This window comes from Thiomonas bhubaneswarensis (genome assembly GCF_001418255.1).
GTDB lineage: Bacteria > Pseudomonadota > Gammaproteobacteria > Burkholderiales > Burkholderiaceae_C > Thiomonas > Thiomonas bhubaneswarensis.
Genome location: NZ_LIPV01000018.1, coordinates 7501 through 25557 on the forward strand (window position 1 = coordinate 7501; position 18057 = coordinate 25557).

Below are 18057 nucleotides of genomic sequence, written 5' to 3' on the forward strand. Positions count from 1 at the left end.
GTGAGCGCTCGACTTGATGCGTCTCTAGAAAGGAGGTGATCCAGCCGCACCTTCCGATACGGCTACCTTGTTACGACTTCACCCCAGTCATGAAGCCTACCGTGGTAATCGCCCTCCTTGCGGTTAAGCTAACTACTTCTGGTAAACCCCACTTCCATGGTGTGACGGGCGGTGTGTACAAGACCCGGGAACGTATTCACCGCGGCAAGCTGATCCGCGATTACTAGCGATTCCGACTTCATGCAGTCGAGTTGCAGACTACAATCCGGACTACGAGCGGTTTTAAGGGATTGGCTCCCCCTCACGGGTTGGCAACCCTCTGTACCGCCCATTGTATGACGTGTGTAGCCCTACCCATAAGGGCCATGAGGACTTGACGTCATCCCCACCTTCCTCCGGTTTGTCACCGGCGGTCTCATTAGAGTGCTCTTGCGTAGCAACTAATGACAAGGGTTGCGCTCGTTGCGGGACTTAACCCAACATCTCACGACACGAGCTGACGACAGCCATGCAGCACCTGTGTCCAGGCTCTCTTTCGAGCACCAAACCATCTCTGGTAAGTTCCTGGCATGTCAAGGGTAGGTAAGGTTTTTCGCGTTGCATCGAATTAAACCACATCATCCACCGCTTGTGCGGGTCCCCGTCAATTCCTTTGAGTTTTAACCTTGCGGCCGTACTCCCCAGGCGGTCGACTTCACGCGTTAGCTACGTTACTGAACAGTATCCCGTCCAACAACTAGTCGACATCGTTTAGGGCGTGGACTACCAGGGTATCTAATCCTGTTTGCTCCCCACGCTTTCGTGCATGAGCGTCAGTGCAGGCCCAGGGAGTTGCCTTCGCCATCGGTGTTCCTCCGCATATCTACGCATTTCACTGCTACACGCGGAATTCCACTCCCCTCTGCCACACTCTAGTCGAGCAGTCACAAATGCAGTTCCCAGGTTGAGCCCGGGAATTTCACATCTGTCTTACCCAACCGCCTGCGCACGCTTTACGCCCAGTAATTCCGATTAACGCTCGCACCCTACGTATTACCGCGGCTGCTGGCACGTAGTTAGCCGGTGCTTATTCTGCGGGTACCGTCATCACCGAATGGTATTAGCACTCGATATTTCGCCCCCGCCAAAAGTGGTTTACAACCCGAAGGCCTTCATCCCACACGCGGCATTGCTGGATCAGGGTTGCCCCCATTGTCCAAGATTCCCCACTGCTGCCTCCCGTAGGAGTCTGGGCCGTGTCTCAGTCCCAGTGTGGCTGGTCGTCCTCTCAGACCAGCTACGGATCGTCGCCTTGGTAAGCCTTTACCTCACCAACTAGCTAATCCGCCATCGGCCGCTCCTATGACGTGAGGTCTTGCGATCCCCCACTTTCACCCGTAGGTCGTATGCGGTATTAGCTACGCTTTCGCGTAGTTATCCCCCATCACAGGGCACGTTCCGATGTATTACTCACCCGTTCGCCACTCGCCGCCAGGTTGCCCCGCGCTGCCGTTCGACTTGCATGTGTAAAGCATGCCGCTAGCGTTCAATCTGAGCCAGGATCAAACTCTATAGTTTGATCTTTTTTGCATTGCGAACAATGCGCACTCAAGGAATTACGGAAAATTTCCGTACTTCATATGAGCGTTTGGTATATTTGCATCAAGCCAAACGCCCACGCTTATCGGTTGATTTCTTAATGAACTCGCCGTTTTGGCGTTTGCTGCGTAAGCAGCGAAGACATCAATTATTGCACTAATTTTATTTCCGAGTCAAGCGAAAGGTTATTTATTACTTTCTCTCTTGTTCGCTTCGCTGTTTTTTGCAGCGAAGACATCAATTATTGCACTAATTTTATTTCCGAGTCAAGCGAAAGGTTTTTGGTTTTTCTGCCACGTACACTTTCTCTTGCTTCTCGCCCGGTGTCGTTAGCGCCGAGAGATGGAATTGTGCTCGTAGCAAGTCTTGGTGTCAAGCGCTTTTTTGATCTGGACTTGTAGATTGCACTGATCGGCTGAAACGCGAGTCACAGCGCAATGCTTTAGTGAGACTGCAAGCGTTTGGCCTCTTGATAGGCCAAGTACAGCGACTGCCCGATGGTACCGGGTCTCCCCGAGGCAACCGATCTTCCATCGAGCGTCGTCACGGAGACCACCTCTTTGGTCGCCGAAGTCAGCAAGATCTCGTCGGCACATCTCAGTTCCCACTCTGCCACCGGTCGAAACTCAAGTGCGATGCCCGTCTCGGCAGCGAGTTCTTCGAGCAAGCCTACGCGTATGCCCTCGAGCTTATCGTGATCTCTTGGGGGGGCTGCAAGGCGGCCGTTGCGCACGATCCATACATTTGAGGCAGAGGCCTCGGTCAGGTAGCCGTCCCTGATGAGCAGGGTCTCCGCGGCGTCGTTCTCGACAGACAGTTGCCGTGCGAGGACATTGCCCAGGAGCGAGATCGACTTGATATGGGCGTTACGCCAGCGCAAGTCGGGCGCGGTGATGCAGGCCAGGCCCTGCGACCGCTTCTCTGTCTGCAGATGAGGGAAAGGAAAGCTCATCATGAAGACCGTGGGCTCGACGCCCCGGGGAAAGGCGTGATCGCGCTTTGCGACCCCGCGTGTCACCTGGATATAGACGCACTGGTCGTCGGGCGCGTTGCGGGCGACGAGCTCGCGCACCAAGGACAGCCAGTCGCCTGCCTGCTCTGGACTCTTGATGCCGACTGCGGCCAGGCTGCGGGAAAGGCGCGCGAGATGCTCTTGCACCCGGAAAACGCGCCGGCCGTAGACCGGTATCACCTCGTAGACGCCATCGCCAAAAATGAAGCCGCGATCCAGCACGGAGACCTGACATTGCGCAAGCGGCTGGAAAGTGCCGTTGAGATAGCACTCGGAAGACTCTTCAGGGAGCGGGTTGGCATTCATATAGATCAGGAGATAAGGCGCGGTTGGTTCGCAGGGATGGGGCCATGCCCCTTCGATGCGGTGAAATGGTCACCGTACCAGCCCGCGCCGGACCGCCTCCAGGGCCGCCTCGGCACGAGATGAGATGTTGAGCTTGCGGTAGATCTGTTTCACGTAGTCGGCCACGGTATGGCGTGAAAGGCCGAGTTGAACGGCGATTTCCGGCAGCGTGTAGCCCTTGCCGACCAGTTGCAGCACTTCGCTTTCGCGCTCCGTCAGTGCGATCTGCTCTTCCTGCGGAACGTTGAGGGATGGCGCCGCCAGGGTGCGATGCAGATGCGTGAAGTGCTGCACCATCCTCCGGGCGATGCTGGGCGACAGCGGGGGCTCGCCATCCTGAATGCGCCGCAACTGGGCGCGCAGCTCGATCTTCGGGCGATCTTTGAGCAGGTAGCCGAAGGCACCGGCCTGCAGCGCGGGAAAAAGGTGGTCGTCATCGTCAAAAATGGTGACCACCACCGAGCGCGCTTGAGGCCTTGTCTCGGTCAGGGTGCGAATCAGTTCAAGCCCGTTGGCATCGGGCAGGCCGAGGTCGACCAGCAACAGATCCACGGGCTCGCGCTGCAGAATCTGCATGGCGTCGGCCATGCGGCCCGCCTCAAAAACAAGCACGCCCGGATAGTTTTCCCGCAGCAATTCGACAAATCCGGCCCTCACGGCAGGCAGGTCATCGACGACCAAGGCACATTGCATGGCGCTCATCGCATTCCGTTTCTGTTCTCAAGGCCGAGCAGACAATGTCGGCGTCAGGTCGATACTATCAACTCACGCCCCCGAACCCGGGGGAGGTCGCCCTCATCTTCCCACATGCCCAGATCGTCCGTGCAACTCCGACACACCTTTTCTCCCCCGGACAACGCCCGCCTCGCCCAGCTCTGCGGGCCGTTGGATGAAAATCTGAGACAGATCGAAGTCGCATTCGATGTACGCCTCGCGCGCCGAGCCGATACCGTGACCGTCGAAGGCGACAGCGCCGCCGCACGAAGCGCCCTCGAATTGCTGCAGAGTTTATGGAGCCGTGCCGAGGCGAGCTTCAGCCTCGAGGACATCCAGCTCGAACTGGCGCAGGCCGCCCAGGGCTTGCGGCCGAAGCTCAACGCGGCGGACGACGAACCGGTGCTCTACACCCGACGCGAGAGTCTGCATGGGCGCACCCCCAACCAGGTGCAGTACATCCGCAACATCCTTCAGCACGACATCACCTTTGGCATCGGGCCGGCGGGCACGGGCAAGACCTTTCTCGCCGTGGCCTGCGCAGTTGATGCGCTTGAACGTCACGCCATCTCGCGGCTGGTTCTCACCCGGCCTGCGGTCGAGGCCGGCGAGCGGTTGGGCTTTCTGCCGGGAGACCTGACGCAGAAGATCGATCCCTATTTGCGTCCGCTTTACGACGCGCTGTACGACCTTCTGGGCATGGAAAAGACGCAAAAGTTGTTCGATCGCGGCGCCATCGAAATAGCCCCCTTGGCCTTCATGCGGGGCCGAACGCTCAACCAGTCGTTCATCATTCTGGACGAGGCGCAGAACACCACGCCGGAGCAGATGAAGATGTTCCTCACTCGCATCGGCTTCGGGTCGCGTGCGGTCATCACCGGCGACATCAGTCAGGTCGATCTGCCGCGTGGCACGCAAAGCGGGCTCATGCAGGCGCAGAAGGTGCTGGCCCAGGTGCGGGGCATCGCGTTCAACCTGTTCACAAGTCAGGATGTGGTGCGGCACCCCCTGGTGGCGCGCATCGTCGATGCCTACGAAACGCATGAAGCACAGAAGGCGCTCGACCCCACGGGCAAATCCGAGGGTCAGTCAGGCGACGACACCCCCTCCCCACGTCGGCGTGCGCCGCGCTCGGCATGACACGGCCGACCCGCCCCGCATCGCCCGCCTTGCGCCTGTCGGTTCAGTTCGCCGATGTCACGCATCACGACCAGCTGCCACGCGCCTTGTTGCTGCGCTGGGTGCGTGCCGCCCTGCGAGTGGGGCCGCAAGCCAGCGCAACTCAGACGCAAATGGGCACCGCGTTGCAGCCCCATCAGATCACCTTGCGCTTCGTGGCGGCCGACGAGGGCCGGTCGCTCAACCGCGAGTATCGCGGCAAGGATTACGCCACCAATGTCCTCACCTTCGATTACGACCACTGGCCCGTGCATGCGGACATCGTGCTGTGCAGCCCCGTGGTCGCGCACGAGGCGCAGGTGCAACACAAGCCGCTGGTCGCGCATTACGCCCATCTCGTCATCCACGGCGTACTGCACGCCCAGGGCTGGGATCATCTGACGGAAGACGAAGCGCGAGATATGGAGCGACACGAGGTGGCGGCCCTGCAACGCTTTGGCATTCCAGACCCCTACGCCGACGGCAGCGCCATGCCTGCGGGGTAAAGTCCGGGCGCAGCCTGTTCCCTGCATGCCCATCATCGTTCCGCTTCATGCCTGAACCTCACGCACTCCGCGATCGCAACCCAACGCCAGCCCGCGCTCGTATGGGTCGCCTGCTTGCCCATCCCCGTCTCGCTCCGTTTCTGTCCATCGGCCTGGGCGCGCTGCTCGCACAGACCTTCGGGCGCCCGCAGTTCGGCGCGTGGTCGATTCTGATTCTGGCGCTGTGGCTGGGTCTGCTCTGGGCCGACCCACTGACCAGCCGTGCCAACCGAGCCAAGCGCGGCGCCTTGCGGGGCTTCAGTCTCGGCCTGGGCTGGTTCACCGGCGGGCTCTGGTGGCTGTATATCAGCATGGCGGTGTACGGCGGCATGGCGCCTCCCTTGGCAGGGGGTGCCATGCTGCTGTTCTGCGCCTATCTCGCCATCTACCCCGCGCTGGCCGCGGCGCTCGCTGCGGCGCTCGCCCCCTCTGCGGGCCGCGAACCCTGGCCGATCCTGCGCGCGCTCGGGACAGCGTGCGTGTTCGCCGGAGGCTGGACGCTGGCTGAATGGCTGCGAGGCACGGTCTTCACCGGCTTTCCCTGGCTGGCGCTGGGCTATGCCCAGGTCGGCAATCCGCTGTCGGGCTACGCTCCGGTCATCGGGCAATACGGGGTGAATTTCACCGCGGCACTGGCTGCTGCGCTCCTGGCGCTGCTCACGCAGGTCAGTCTGCGCGGCGCGGTGGTGAATGTGAGCCTGCTGGCGGCGCTTTTTCTCGGTGGTCTGCAATTGCAGCAGATCCGCTGGACGCACCCGGTAGGCCCGTCCCTGCGCGTGGCGCTGCTACAGGGCGACGTGGCGCAATCGGAGAAATTCCGCCCCGAGTCGCTCGCGCCGACGCTGCGGCTGTACGGCGACTGGCTGAGTTCGATCCATGCCGATCTCATCGTCACCCCGGAAACCGCGGTGCCGGTTCTGCCCGAAGACCTCGATCCGGCTTACCTGCGGCAGTTGGAGCGCTCGCTCAGGGAACACCATGCCGCCGCGCTGCTTGGCATTCCCCTCACGCGGGGCGCCGATCAATACACTAACAGCGTGCTGGGCTTGGGCGGCACGGCGCCGTATCGCTACGACAAGGCGCACCTGGTGCCCTTCGGCGAGTTCGTGCCCTACGGCTTTCATTGGTTCGTCAAACTGATGGACATGCCACTGGGCAGTTTCGCCCGAGGCGGCTTCGATCAGCCGCCTTTCGTGGTGCGGGGCGTGAACGTGGCTCCGAACATCTGCTATGAAGACCTGTTCGGAGCGCAGATGGCGCAGCGTTTTCGCTCACCCGGCAACGCTCCCAACATCTTTGCCAACCTGACGAATCTGGGCTGGTTCGGCAACACCATCGTCATTCCGCAGCATCTGGAAATCGCGCGCATGCGCTCGCTGGAATTTCAGATCCCGGGCATTCGCGCCACCAATACCGGCGCCACCGCCATCATCGACGCGCAAGGACGCGTCGTCGCCGAGTTGCAGCCCTACACGGTCGGCGTGCTCTACGGCACGGTACAGGGTCAGGCTGGCCTGACGCCGTTCGCCTGGCTCGCTTCGCGCTACGGCGATGGCCCCGAGGTGCTGCTTGCGCTCTTCGCCTTGCTGCTGGGCTGGGGTCTAGCGCGGCCGCAGCGTGGCGGCACCCACCACCACAACGCCAGGGTATAGACCCCGACGGCCAGATAGATCGCGGTGAACGCCGCGAGAGGCAGCGGCCAGAAGATCAGGTGGTCGACCCAGGTCTGAATCAGGCCAGCGGTATAACCCTGCTGGCCTGCGCGCTGCATCAGCTCGCTCTGCCAGACCGTGAGAAAACAGGCGCGCCCCATCGCAGCCTGAGCCGCCACGATGGCCATCGACAGCAGATGCGCTGCGCGCCAGACGCAGCCTCGCACCCAAGGCCAGCGCCGCCATGCACCGAGAGGCACGACGATCAGCCCCATCACGTTGAACAGAATCACCCCGAGGTGAACCCCGAGAACGAGATGGGCCCATGCAAGGTCGGACGCGGCGGACATGGCGGCATTGTCCGCCGACGAAAAGCCATCGCGAGCCGAGTTGATACTACATGCCGTTACATCGCCCGTGCCCTCCGAGGGCTATCTTTTACTCGGCAGCGGAAAAGACATACGAGGGAAAAGCGCTTCGCCGAAACCGACAAGTGCCTCCTTTCACTGACGCTGCTTCATCGTTCCCCTGGAGTCGTTTCATGTCTTCCATGACCGTTTTCATGCGCCGCGCCGTTGCGGCGCTTGCCTTGTGCATCGCCTGCGCGCCCGCTTCTCAGGCGGCAGGGTTCACCTTCACGCCCTACCCGGCCGCGCACAGTCTGCCGCTATCGAAGGTCACTTTCGAGAATGGGCAGGGCAAGCCCATGACGCTTGCGGATTTCAAGGGCAAGGTCGTGCTGCTCAATATCTGGGCAACCTGGTGCCCGCCTTGTGTGCGTGAAATGCCCACTCTGGACAAGCTGCAGAAGCTGCTCGGCGGCAAGAATTTCGCCGTCGTCCCGCTGTCGGTGGACAAGGGCGGCATTTTCACGGTCAAGAGTTTCTACGATGACAACTTCATTGGCCATCTGCCGATCTATGTCGATCCGACCACCAATGTGCTCGACACCTTGAACATTCTGGGCACTCCCACCACCATTCTCATCGACAAGCAGGGCAAGGAAATCGCCCGCACCATGGGCCCTGAAGACTGGGACCAGCCTGCGGTGATTGCGCAGATCCGGCACTACATGGCCGCACCGGCTGGCGGGTCGGCCAAGTCGCAAAAGCAGGCCCGCGTCATCGACATCCGAGAAACCCGACTGGCCTCCGCCTCGGTCAAGCACAACCAGCCGGATTGAACGAGCCCCTCGATGCAGACCGCCGCGCGCCCCTGGCGCCCTGATGACGCCTCACAACGAAAACCCAGCGCCTGGGCGCAGATTTCTCCGGCGGCACGTAGCGTCATCCTCGCGCGTCTGGCGCGCAGCATCGGCCAAGGAGCCTTGGTCGCTGCCTTCACCCTCTATCTGCATGCCCTGCAATGGAGCGCGCCGCAGATCGGTGCCGTGCTCAGCGGCAGTCTGTTCATCGGCGCGGCGCTCACGCTGTGGATCGGGCCGCTCAGCGATCGCGTCGGCAGGCGCCAGTTCCTGCTCGGCTACGAACTGATTCTGGTCGTCTGTTCCGCCGTGGCCTTGTTCACAAGCAGCCCCTGGCTTCTGGTGCCCGCCGCCTTGCTCGGAAGCTTCGGGCGCGGGGCCAATGGCGCGGCAGGCCCCTTCGGCCCGCTGGAGCAAGCCTGGCTGGCGCACGGCACACCGACCGCGCTGCGCTCGCAGATTTTCAGCCTGAATTCGACCCTGGGCATGCTCGGCATGGCCTTGGGCGCCGTGCTGGGGGCGGCGCCGCATTGGCTGAGCGGTTTCATGTCGCAGGATTGGGCATACCGCAGCCTGTTCATCCTGCCGCTGCTGGGCTCGTCGATCGGCTTCCTATTGCTGTTGCGAGCCGAAGACGCGCCCACAGTCAGCCGCATCGAACCTCTCCCCCAGAGCGCGCCCAACACGGAGGAGCGTCTCGACGACCTCCCCCGGTTGGAACGCCGCCGTCAAGAAAACCGCCTGCTCTGGCGACTGGGTCTGGTGAACGCCCTCAACGGCCTGGGCATCGGCATGGTGGCGCCACTGATGGCCTATTGGTACCTGCTGCGCTTTGGCCATGGCCCGGCGAGCATAGGCCCGGCGATGGCGGCGAGCTTCGTCTTTGCCGCATTCGGCGCGCAGATCGCCAGCCGTCTGGCCCAACGGTTCGGCGCGGTGCGGGCTGTCGTCGGCATGCGCACCGCCGGCTTGATCATGCTGATGCTCACGCCCTTGTCGCCGGTGTTCTGGGTCGCGGCCGGCTTTTACGCTCTGCGGGCCACCGCCAACCAGGGCACCATGGGCGTGCGGCAGGCCCTGACGGTGAGTCTGACGGGCGCAGATCGACGTGGCCTGGCCGCCACGATCAACAATGTCTCGATCCAGATTCCTCGCGCCATCGGCCCGTTGATCGCCGCCGTGCTGCTGCACATGGGATGGTTGATTGCGCCATTTTTCGTCGCGGCCACGTTTCAGGCACTCTATCTGGTGCTGTATCAACGACTGTTCCGCGACATCGAGCCGAGCAAGGCCTCGGCCTGAAAAACCAAAGCCCTGCATGGCAGGGCTTTGGTTGAGAGTGCATAGGCAACAAGCGGGCGATCAGCGAGGTTTGGGTGCGCCGATATCACCCAACAGCTTGCCATTCATCTTGGTGCCGTAAAGGCTGAACTTGCTGTCGTGGAACTTGGCGCGCGTGCCCGCCACCGTGCCGGTCCAGCGAGGGTCTTGCGGGCGCTCCTGCGCATCCATGAAGTAGGCCACGTCCCAGGCCTCTTGCGGCGTGAGGCTGTAGCTCATGCCGTAGGGCATGTTGGCATAGATGAACTTGGCGGCATTCTTGTAGCTGCCCATGCCCGCGCCCCAGTTGAACGACTTGGGGCCCCACAGCGGAGGGAACACGGTTTCGCCGTTGACATATTGCCCCTGGCCGTCGGCGGCGTGGCAAATGGCGCACTTGGCCTCGAAGACCTTCTGCCCGCGCACATAGTCAGGCGTCTGGGCCGGATCGGGCAGGTTGGGGTAGCCCCGCCCGGCCACCTTTTCGTCCACCGGCAGACCCTTGGACAGCCAGTAGGAATACGACTGCAAGGCCACCAGTGTCTCGCTGCCCAGCGGCGGGGCTTTGCCGTTCTGGCTATACATGAAGCAGCCCTGCAGCCGCTCTTCGTAAGTGTTGACCTTTTTGTTCTTGCCGCGATAGGCGGGATAGCTCACATACGCTGCCCAAAGCGGTGCCGAGCCTGCCATGCGACCGGCATCGGTGTGGCAGTTCACGCAGCTCAGGGTGTTGCCGACGTAGGCCTTGGCGTACTTGGGCGTATCGAGCATGATGTCGCGGCCGAGCTTGACCATCTTGCCGAACTCGTCGTTCGGAATGGACGATTCGGGCGGCGGCACGAACTTCGCGCCGGTGCCCACCGACGCATTGATTTCCGACTTCGGGGGGGCTGACGGCGTTTCGGCAGCCATGGCGATCGAAGTCAAAGCACCAGCACCGGCCAGCGCCAACGCAAGCGAGCCAAGACGAAGCACAGTGCGCGCCGCGACGGGACGACTTGGCTTGAGAATGAAAGCGGGGGTTGTGGTCATGGAACGCTCCGGGTCAAGGTTGGGCTTTGGAAGTCTTGACCGGCAGCAGCGGCTGCGCCGCCAGCCATTGCGCCACGTCCTGCGTTTGCGCGTCGCTCATGCGAAGGGCTACGGTGTGCATCATGCCCAGCGGATCGCCGCGGCGGCTGCCGTCTTTCCAGGCCTTGATCTGCGCCTCGATGTAGGCTGCGGACTGCCCGACCAGCGGCGGAAAGTTTTCACCGACACCCACCGCGCCAGGGCCATGACAACGGATGCACGCCGGGATGCCCTTGTCCCAGTCGCCACGCAACGCCAGCCGCTCGCCCTCGCTGGCCGCCGCCCCGGCAGGCATGGGCGCGGGTTTGCCACTCGGTTTGAGCCCTGCGTAGTACGTGGCCAGCACTCCAATCTGCGCCTGCGACAAAGGCTTGGCCATGCCCGACATGATGGCGTTGTTGCGCGTGCCATCGGCAAAGTAACGCAGTTGATCGGCGATGTATTTCGCAGGCAATCCGGCCAGCCGCGGATACCCGGCAGCGGCATTGCCCATGCCATCCGCCCCGTGGCAGGCCACACATGAAGCCGCCTCAGGGGGCGCGGCCGCCCAGCTCACGGGAGCAGCGGCAAGCATGCCTCCGATCATCATTGCGGCGAAACTGCGCCGCGGCATTCTCAAGTCGTGCATACAAAGCCCTCCTGCAAGGATTCGAGTCATTCGATATATTCATCTAAAACTATCGAAGAGACTCATTGCTCTCCGGATTTGCCCGGAGTCTAGGGCCGAAGGGATGTAACAATCAAACCGATTTTGTCACTATGAATCAGTGCTTCCTTCGATCCATCCGGGGCATGCCGGGGGCCTCGTCTGCGTTAACCGAAAAATTTGCCCAGCATTTGCTGCGCCGTGGCCATCAGGTCGTTTTCAGACGGGAGCTGACCGTTGGGCGTCATCGCATCCACCGCCTGCGGCAGCGACTGCGACAGGGCGCCGGCCACCTGGTCGGGCTGCATGCCGAGTTTGCCCGCCAAATCACCCAGAGCGCCGCTGCCGAGCACCTGCTGGATCTGCGCCGGGGAAATCGGCAGGTTCGCACCGGTGCCCACCCACGACTGCACCAGATCGCCCAATCCGCCCTGCTGGAATTTGCTCAGCAGACCGCCGAGCCCGCCGTTGTCGTTCATCAGCCCCATCACTGCCTGCAACATCGGGTTGTCACCGGCGCCGCCCTGCGGTTGTTGACCCCCGAGCATCTGCCCCAATCCACCTGCCACGCTGTCGAACAGTCCCATGATTAGCTCCTTCGTTGAAAAATCAGTTCAGCAAGCACCGCGCCCTTGAAGCACAATGGCTGTCCGGTTCGGGCTTGGCGCTAGGAGCTTAAACAAATTGCATGTCCTTGCGCTCGATTTGCGATCCGAATTTTGTTCTTTCCGCTTTTTTTACAGTTCGATGGACGCTTCTTCTGAACAGATCCACACCCTGATGGCCGACATGGGCGCGCGCGCCCGGGCTGCGTCGCGCGACATGGCCCGGGCCTCTACTGCCGCCAAGGACCGGGCGCTGATCGCTCTGGCCGCCGCGATCCGCCAGCATCGGCCCGCGCTGCAGGACGCCAATCTGCGCGACCTGCATGCCGCGCGCGAAGCCGGGCTGGAGTCGGCTTTCGTCGATCGCCTCACGCTCAGCGACAAGGTGGTCGAGCAGATGGCGCAGAGCTGCGAACAGGTGGCCGCGCTGCCCGACCCGATCGGCGGCATCGACGGCGTGCGCAGACGCCCCAGCGGCATCAGCGTGGGGCAGATGCGGGTGCCGCTGGGCGTGTTCGGCATGATTTACGAGAGTCGGCCAAACGTGACCATCGAGGCGGCTTCGCTGGCCATCAAGAGCGGTAATGCGGTGATCCTGCGCGGCGGCTCGGAAGCGATCCACAGCAACCGCGCCCTGGCTGATCTCGTGGCGCAGGCGCTGCAGGCTGCTGCCCTGCCGAGCGATGCGGTGCAACTGGTGCCCACGACCGACCGTGCCGCCGTGGGCGCCCTCATCACCATGCCGCAGTTCGTCGATGTCATCATTCCGCGCGGCGGCAAGAGCCTGATCGAACGCATCAGCGCCGAGGCGCGGGTGCCCGTGATCAAGCATCTGGATGGCAACTGCCACGTCTATGTCGACAGCGGTGCCGACCTCGACATGGCCGTGAAGGTGACGGACAACGCCAAGACGCAGCGCTACAGCCCCTGCAATGCGGCCGAGTCGCTGCTGGTCGCGCGCGATATCGCGGCGGAATTCCTGCCCCGGATCGGCGCCGTGTTTGCGCAGAAGGGCGTGGAGATGCGCTGCTGCCCTGCCAGCCGTGCGCTTCTGGCCAACGTGCCCGGCGCCCAGGCCCTGCTGCGCGACGCCACCGAGGCCGATTGGAGCACCGAATATCTCGCACCCGTCATCTCGATCAAGCTGGTGGACGGCGTGAACGACGCCATTGCTCACATCAACCGCTATGGCTCGCAACATACCGACGCCATCCTCACCCGCGACCACCCGCGGGCGATGCAGTTCCTGCGCGAGGTCGATTCGGCTAGCGTCATGGTCAACGCCTCGACGCGGTTTGCCGATGGCTTCGAGTACGGCCTGGGCGCCGAGATCGGCATTTCGACCGACAAATTCCACGCCCGCGGTCCTGTCGGTCTCGAAGGACTCACCAGCCTCAAATGGATCGTCCTGGGCGACGGCGAAGTGCGGATCTGACCTCCTGACCCCACACACCATGACCTCGCCCAAGATCGAGACCGCCGTCCTCACCCTGCCCACCCTGCTGCGCATCAATGCGGCGATCGGTGCGGGTTTCGGCCTGCTCAGCGCGCTGCTCACGGCCATCGTCAAATGGCGGGATTTCAACGCTCTGGAGCTTCTGGCCATCCTGCCCGGCACCGTGTTCTTCAACACCCTGGCCGTGCTGTTCGCCACCTTGGTGGGGTACTGGCTTTACCGCTGGCTGGCCGAGCGGCAACGCTGGAGCCTGCATCATCTGCACACACGCCCCACCCACCCGCACACATCAGCCTGATCACATCAGAGGAGATTGCCATGAACCCACGCGACCGCATCCGACTGCTTGGGGCCGGCCTGATTGGCCTGGGCGGCACCCGCATGGCTCAGGCGCAAACCCAGGGGCCGGTGGCGGCACAGCAGATTTCCAGCGAACCCTGGAAAGTCGCCATGCAGATCAGCGACAGCCTGGAACAGGCTTACGAAGGCTTGATCAATATCCAGAACGTGCTGGAACTCGACCCGAAGATGCGGTTCATCGTCGTGGGCTACGGCAAGGCCATCCACTTTCTGCTCAACGGCGCCAAAACGCCCCAGGGGGCGCTGTTCTCCGGGATGATCGGCGATCTGGCCAATCAGGGCGTGCAGTTCAAGGCCTGCAACAACACCCTGACCTTCCTCAAAATCCCCCAGAGTGAACTCGTGCTCGAAGCCACCGTGGTGCCCGCGGGGGTGTACGAACTGGTGAAACTCCAGTCCGAAGGCTGGTACTACATCAAGCCCTGAGCATCTTTAGCCAGGCCGAAGCGCCTGTCGGGTTCAAAGATCGCCGACTCCAAATCTCGGCAGTCGCAGTGTGACTTCGATCACACGGCCCTTGCATACTCCACCCAGTATTGACGGAGCGCAAACCGGCCCGAACCCCTGCTGGTTCACCCGAATGTATCTATTTGATACATTTCGCTACCTTTTGTTCTAGATCAAAGACGGTTTCAGTCTTGTGATCGGCCATTCCATCACCCAAGGAGGCATCGGATGTTGCGCAAACTGTTGTTCATTCCCCTGCTCTGCGCCGCAGGCGCAGCCCAGGCGGCGTCCATGGTGACGCCAGGCCAGTCGCTGGCCGCCACCTGCTTCAACTGCCACGGACCGCATGGCGTGTCCACGGCGGCCATCCCCACCCTGGCCGGGCGCAGCGCCGCCTCGATCGTCGAGACCATGGCCGAGTACAAGTCGGGCAAACGTACCGGCACCATCATGCCGCAGATCGCCAAGGGCTACACCGACGCCCAGATCCAGCAGATCGCCACCTATTTCGCCCAGCAGAAACCGTAAGGACGTTCCATCATGCCATCACGTCGCAACTTTCTTGCAGGCGCCGCCTCCGTGGGCGCCATCGGCCTCGCGCCTGTCCTGTCCGGCTGCGCCAGCACCACGCGCAGCGCCGCGGGCAAAGGCAAGGTCGTCATCGTCGGCGCCGGTTACGGCGGATCGACCGCCGCCAAATACATCCGCGAATGGTCGGGCAACACCATCGAGGTCACGGTCGTGGAACCGGGCGATGCCTTCATCTCGTGCCCGATCTCCAATCTGGTCATCGCCGGCGCCAAGTCCATGCAGGACATCACCACCTCTTACGACGCCCTGCGCACCCGCCACGGCGTGAAGTGGATCAAGAGCATGGTGGAAAGCATCGACCCCGCCGCGCACACGGTGAAACTCGCCAATGGCGAAACGCTCAAGTACGACAAGTTGGTGCTGTCCCCCGGCATCGACCTGATGTTCGATACGGTTGAGGGGCTGAAGGCAGCCAACGAGGCCGGGCAGATCCTCATTTCGATGAAGGCCGGCCCCGAAACCATGGCCTTGCGCAAGCAGATAGAAGCCATGCCCGACGGTGGCGTGTTCGCCCTCTCGGTGCCCAAGGCACCGTTCCGCTGCCCGCCCGGACCCTATGAGCGCGCCACGCTGGTGGCGGCCTACTTCAAGCAGCACAAGCCGAAGTCCAAGGTGCTGATCTTCGACGCCAACGACAAAGTGCAGTCCAAGGAGCCGCTGTTCAAGAAGGCCTGGGCCGAGCAGTACAAGGGCATGATCGAATACATCCCCGACCACAATGTCACCGGCGTGAACGCGCAGTCCAAGGAGGTGCTGTTCGAGGTGGACAACCCGGTGAAGGCCGATGTGCTCAACATCATTCCGCAGCAGCGCGCCGGGGTGATCGCGCAGAAGACCGGCCTGGCCAATATGAATGCCCGCTGGTGCGCGGTGGATTACAAGACCTTCGAATCCGCCGTGCACAAGGACATCCATGTGCTGGGCGATTCCATCCAGATCTCGCCGCTGATGCCCAAGTCCGGACACATGGCCAACCAGCACGCCAAGGTCGCGGCGGCCGCCATCGTCTCCATGCTGTACGACCAGCCGGTCAATCCGCACCCGGTGGTGATGAACACCTGCTACAGCATGGTGAGCTTCAAGGAGGCCATTCACGTGGCCACGGTGCACCAGTACGACGAGAAGGAAAAGACCTACCTCACCGTGCCGGGCTCGGGCGGCATTTCAGCCGGTCTGTCCGAACTCGAAGCCCACTACGCCGAGGCCTGGGCCACCAACATCTGGCGCGACACACTGTCCTGACCACACCCACGCGCCGCAGGGTCTGCATTCGCACCGATTGTGCGGCGCTTCGTTCGCAGGCATCATGCAAGGGCCGACTGTGAATCGGCCCTTTTTTCTCGCACTCGCGCCATCAGAGCGCGATGCACCCCATCCCAAGGAGGAGACTATGGAAAACACCACCAATCGCCGCAAAGCCCTGACCGCAGCCACCGTTGGCGCTGCGGCGCTGATGGTCAGCACGACGGCCCGCGCCAGCCGGGCCGAAAAGGAAGGCCCCGTGAAAGTCGTCTATCACGTCACCCAGGGCGACGCGCAAGGCTCGCGCTGCCTGGGCAATGTGCGCAATCATCTCGCCGCCGACCCCACGGCGAAGATCGTCGTCGTCGGCAACGGTGCCGGCATCGACTTCATGCTGAATGGCGCAGTGGACGGCAAGGGCGCCGAGTTCGCGGGACTGATCGGGGGGCTGGCTGCTCAGGGGGTGTCGTTCCGCGTCTGCAACAACACCCTGACCTCGCGCAAGATCTCCAAAGACCGCGTGCTGCTCGACGCCACCATCGTGCCCTCGGGCGTGGCCGAGGCTGCCAATCTGCAGTATCGGGAGGGCTACGCCTACATCTGCCCCTGAACCTTGGCGTCGCCCAGCCGCGACGCCAAGGTTTCACCGAGTGCCCGCGACATGCGGGCGCTTGCGTCTTTGGAAGCGGGGTGCGGCAGCATCGATAATGCTCCGGTGACTTCCCCATCCTCCAGCACCGACCCCAAGCCGCTTCACCGTCCCTTGTGGCGAGATCTTCTGGCCTGCGCGCAGTTGATCGGCGCCGTTCAATCCGGGGCCTCGCTCGCCACCGCCTTGCCGCAGGCCGCCGCCCGCGGTGGGTGGGATGCCGCCCAGCGCGGCGCGGCCCAAGCCTTGAGTTTTGCCGTGCTGCGCCATCTGGGCACGGCACGCGCCATCCTGGCCGAACTCCAGCCCCGCGGCGTTCAGCCGCCCTTGCTGCGTGATGTGCTGCTGACGGGTCTGGTTCTGCTGCTTCCCGACACGACGCTACGCTACGCGGCGCACACCGTGGTCAACCAGACGGTCGAGGCCTGCAAGCGCAAGCCCGCGCTGCGGCACGCCCAAGGATTTGCCAACGCCTTGATGCGCCGTTTCACCGCCCGCGCCAATACCGCGCCACCGGCGAAACAGACCACCGAAGCCTTGTGGAATCACCCGACATGGTGGGTCGAGGCCTTGCAGACAGCCTATCCGGACGACTGGCAGCGCATGCTTGCCGTCGCCCAGCGCCAGCCGTCCATGACCCTGAGAGTCAACACCCGGCACATCACCCGTGACGCCTATCAGGCCGCGCTCCAGGAACAAGGTCTGATCGGCACGGCGCCCGATGTCGCCGCCCTGGACCAGGCCATCGTGCTGAGCCAGGCCGTCGCCGTCGAACGACTGCCCGGCTTCGATGCGGGCTGGGTCAGCGTGCAGGACGCCGCCGCGCAATACGCCGCCGGTCTGCTCGACGTGCAGCCAGGGCAGCGCGTGCTCGACGCCTGCGCCGCGCCGGGCGGCAAGACCGCGCATCTGCTCGAACGCTGCGACTGCGACGTGCTCGCCCTCGACAAAGACGCGCAGCGGCTGCAAAGGGTCGAAGACACGCTGCGGCGCCTGGGGCTTCACGCCCGCACCCTCGCGGCCGACGCCTCCAACCCCTCTGCCTGGTGGGACGGCCAGCGCTTCGACCGCATCCTGCTCGACGCGCCTTGCAGCGCCTCGGGCATCGCCCGCCGCCACCCGGACATCCGCTGGCTGCGGCGCGCCGCCGACATTCCGGCACTGGCGGCCACGCAGACCGCCCTGCTCGATGCGCTCTGGCCGCTTCTGCAACCCGGGGGAAAGCTGCTGTACGTCACCTGTTCGGTGTTTCCGCAGGAGGGCAAGGAGCAGGCCCAGGCCTTCCTCGCCCGCCATGCGGATGCGATAGGATCGCCCGCGCCGGGGCAGTTGTTGCCTCAGGAGCCCGATCCCGATCCTCAAGTCCGGCAGGCTTCTGGCGCCGCTGCTCATTCGCAAGACGGCTTCTTCTACGCCCTGTTCACCAAAGCCTCGTGAAAGCCGCCCACCCCACCCCAGACCT

18 protein-coding genes and 1 rRNA gene are annotated in these 18057 nt (G+C 63.1%); 12 read left to right on the forward strand and 7 right to left on the reverse strand.

The window, feature by feature from the left end; all coding sequences use genetic code 11:
- Positions 1–28 precede the first annotated feature (28 nt).
- The 3 genes from ASC45_RS15100 to ASC45_RS15110 all read right to left on the reverse strand — a co-directional run bounded on the left by ASC45_RS15100 (position 29) and on the right by ASC45_RS15110 (position 3637).
- Positions 29–1557: ribosomal RNA gene (locus tag ASC45_RS15100) — 16S ribosomal RNA — on the reverse strand.
- 463 nt (positions 1558–2020) lie between these two features.
- Entirely contained in the window at positions 2021–2896 is an 876-nt protein-coding gene (locus ASC45_RS15105; RefSeq protein ID WP_055451830.1) for a D-amino acid aminotransferase, read from the reverse strand.
- A gap of 69 nt (positions 2897–2965) precedes the next feature.
- The gene (locus ASC45_RS15110) at positions 2966–3637 is read right to left on the reverse strand and encodes a response regulator (protein WP_055451831.1); all 672 of its coding nucleotides are present in this window, start codon (positions 3635–3637) and stop codon (positions 2966–2968) included.
- 120 nt (positions 3638–3757) lie between these two features.
- Between ASC45_RS15110 and ASC45_RS15115 the strand changes: the two genes are divergently transcribed.
- The 3 genes from ASC45_RS15115 (at position 3758) to lnt (ending at position 7004) form a co-directional block, all read left to right on the forward strand.
- The gene (locus tag ASC45_RS15115; RefSeq protein WP_072243101.1) at positions 3758–4789 is read left to right on the forward strand and encodes a PhoH family protein; all 1032 of its coding nucleotides are present in this window, start codon (positions 3758–3760) and stop codon (positions 4787–4789) included.
- Entirely contained in the window at positions 4786–5313 is a 528-nt protein-coding gene (ybeY, locus tag ASC45_RS15120; protein WP_055451833.1) for an rRNA maturation RNase YbeY, read from the forward strand. Before ASC45_RS15115 ends, ybeY begins: the two co-directional genes overlap by 4 nt.
- Positions 5314–5414: 101 nt before the next feature.
- Entirely contained in the window at positions 5415–7004 is a 1590-nt protein-coding gene (gene lnt, locus ASC45_RS15125) for an apolipoprotein N-acyltransferase (RefSeq protein ID WP_245610083.1), read from the forward strand.
- Here the strand turns inward: lnt and ASC45_RS15645 are convergent.
- On the reverse strand, positions 6896–7354 hold the full coding sequence (locus tag ASC45_RS15645) for a DUF2784 domain-containing protein (RefSeq protein ID WP_072243097.1): 459 nt from the start codon (positions 7352–7354) through the stop codon (positions 6896–6898). The genes lnt and ASC45_RS15645 overlap by 109 nt on opposite strands.
- 191 nt (positions 7355–7545) lie before the next feature.
- On the opposite strand from ASC45_RS15645, the gene ASC45_RS15130 reads away from it, so the two are divergent.
- A complete protein-coding gene (locus ASC45_RS15130; protein ID WP_055451835.1) occupies positions 7546–8187 on the forward strand; it encodes a TlpA family protein disulfide reductase in 642 nt (213 codons plus the stop codon).
- Positions 8188–8199: 12 nt separating this feature from the next.
- The gene (locus tag ASC45_RS15135) at positions 8200–9510 is read left to right on the forward strand and encodes an MFS transporter (RefSeq protein WP_055451836.1); all 1311 of its coding nucleotides are present in this window, start codon (positions 8200–8202) and stop codon (positions 9508–9510) included.
- A 60-nt stretch (positions 9511–9570) separates the two neighbouring features.
- Here the strand turns inward: ASC45_RS15135 and ASC45_RS15140 are convergent, their stop codons facing one another.
- From ASC45_RS15140 to ASC45_RS15150, 3 genes are all read right to left on the reverse strand, one after another.
- Positions 9571–10560, reverse strand: a complete 990-nt coding sequence (locus ASC45_RS15140; RefSeq protein ID WP_055451837.1) for a c-type cytochrome — start codon at positions 10558–10560, stop codon at positions 9571–9573.
- A 13-nt stretch (positions 10561–10573) separates the two neighbouring features.
- Entirely contained in the window at positions 10574–11227 is a 654-nt protein-coding gene (locus tag ASC45_RS15145; RefSeq protein ID WP_055451838.1) for a c-type cytochrome, read from the reverse strand.
- 185 nt (positions 11228–11412) lie between these two features.
- On the reverse strand, positions 11413–11832 hold the full coding sequence (locus ASC45_RS15150) for a YidB family protein (RefSeq protein WP_055451839.1): 420 nt from the start codon (positions 11830–11832) through the stop codon (positions 11413–11415).
- A gap of 160 nt (positions 11833–11992) precedes the next feature.
- On the opposite strand from ASC45_RS15150, the gene ASC45_RS15155 reads away from it, so the two are divergent.
- The 7 genes from ASC45_RS15155 to rsmB all read left to right on the forward strand — a co-directional run bounded on the left by ASC45_RS15155 (position 11993) and on the right by rsmB (position 18032).
- On the forward strand, positions 11993–13285 hold the full coding sequence (locus ASC45_RS15155; protein WP_055451840.1) for a glutamate-5-semialdehyde dehydrogenase: 1293 nt from the start codon (positions 11993–11995) through the stop codon (positions 13283–13285).
- A 19-nt stretch (positions 13286–13304) separates the two neighbouring features.
- On the forward strand, positions 13305–13604 hold the full coding sequence (locus ASC45_RS15160) for a hypothetical protein (protein ID WP_055451841.1): 300 nt from the start codon (positions 13305–13307) through the stop codon (positions 13602–13604).
- A 20-nt stretch (positions 13605–13624) separates the two neighbouring features.
- Positions 13625–14092 (forward strand): DsrE family protein, encoded by a 468-nt coding sequence (locus tag ASC45_RS15165; RefSeq protein WP_055451842.1) that lies wholly within the window; start codon positions 13625–13627, stop codon positions 14090–14092.
- A gap of 249 nt (positions 14093–14341) precedes the next feature.
- A complete protein-coding gene (locus ASC45_RS15170; RefSeq protein ID WP_055451843.1) occupies positions 14342–14641 on the forward strand; it encodes a c-type cytochrome in 300 nt (99 codons plus the stop codon).
- A 12-nt stretch (positions 14642–14653) separates the two neighbouring features.
- Positions 14654–15946 (forward strand): FCSD flavin-binding domain-containing protein, encoded by a 1293-nt coding sequence (locus ASC45_RS15175; protein ID WP_055451844.1) that lies wholly within the window; start codon positions 14654–14656, stop codon positions 15944–15946.
- 148 nt (positions 15947–16094) lie between these two features.
- Positions 16095–16556 carry a DsrE family protein gene (locus ASC45_RS15180; protein ID WP_055451845.1) on the forward strand — a complete coding sequence of 154 codons (462 nt, stop codon included), beginning with the start codon at positions 16095–16097 and terminating at the stop codon, positions 16554–16556.
- A gap of 105 nt (positions 16557–16661) precedes the next feature.
- Positions 16662–18032, forward strand: a complete 1371-nt coding sequence (gene rsmB / locus ASC45_RS15185; RefSeq protein WP_072243099.1) for a 16S rRNA (cytosine(967)-C(5))-methyltransferase RsmB — start codon at positions 16662–16664, stop codon at positions 18030–18032.
- Positions 18033–18057 lie beyond the last annotated feature (25 nt).

Bases quoted from the DNA above. Each gene is read 5' to 3' on its own strand.
- ASC45_RS15645 (WP_072243097.1), bottom strand. From the start codon at position 7,354: ATGTCCGCCGCGTCCGACCTTGCATGGGCCCATCTCGTTCTCGGGGTT.
- ASC45_RS15165 (WP_055451842.1), top strand. From the start codon at position 13,625: ATGAACCCACGCGACCGCATCCGACTGCTTGGGGCCGGCCTGATTGGC.
- ASC45_RS15110 (WP_055451831.1), bottom strand. From the start codon at position 3,637: ATGAGCGCCATGCAATGTGCCTTGGTCGTCGATGACCTGCCTGCCGTG.
- ASC45_RS15135 (WP_055451836.1), top strand. From the start codon at position 8,200: ATGCAGACCGCCGCGCGCCCCTGGCGCCCTGATGACGCCTCACAACGA.
- ASC45_RS15130 (WP_055451835.1), top strand. From the start codon at position 7,546: ATGTCTTCCATGACCGTTTTCATGCGCCGCGCCGTTGCGGCGCTTGCC.
- ASC45_RS15180 (WP_055451845.1), top strand. From the start codon at position 16,095: ATGGAAAACACCACCAATCGCCGCAAAGCCCTGACCGCAGCCACCGTT.
- ASC45_RS15140 (WP_055451837.1), bottom strand. From the start codon at position 10,560: ATGACCACAACCCCCGCTTTCATTCTCAAGCCAAGTCGTCCCGTCGCG.
- ASC45_RS15160 (WP_055451841.1), top strand. From the start codon at position 13,305: ATGACCTCGCCCAAGATCGAGACCGCCGTCCTCACCCTGCCCACCCTG.
- ASC45_RS15105 (WP_055451830.1), bottom strand. From the start codon at position 2,896: ATGAATGCCAACCCGCTCCCTGAAGAGTCTTCCGAGTGCTATCTCAAC.
- ASC45_RS15155 (WP_055451840.1), top strand. From the start codon at position 11,993: ATGGACGCTTCTTCTGAACAGATCCACACCCTGATGGCCGACATGGGC.
- ASC45_RS15175 (WP_055451844.1), top strand. From the start codon at position 14,654: ATGCCATCACGTCGCAACTTTCTTGCAGGCGCCGCCTCCGTGGGCGCC.
- ASC45_RS15170 (WP_055451843.1), top strand. From the start codon at position 14,342: ATGTTGCGCAAACTGTTGTTCATTCCCCTGCTCTGCGCCGCAGGCGCA.
- ybeY (WP_055451833.1), top strand. From the start codon at position 4,786: ATGACACGGCCGACCCGCCCCGCATCGCCCGCCTTGCGCCTGTCGGTT.
- lnt (WP_245610083.1), top strand. From the start codon at position 5,415: ATGGGTCGCCTGCTTGCCCATCCCCGTCTCGCTCCGTTTCTGTCCATC.
- ASC45_RS15145 (WP_055451838.1), bottom strand. From the start codon at position 11,227: ATGCACGACTTGAGAATGCCGCGGCGCAGTTTCGCCGCAATGATGATC.
- ASC45_RS15150 (WP_055451839.1), bottom strand. From the start codon at position 11,832: ATGGGACTGTTCGACAGCGTGGCAGGTGGATTGGGGCAGATGCTCGGG.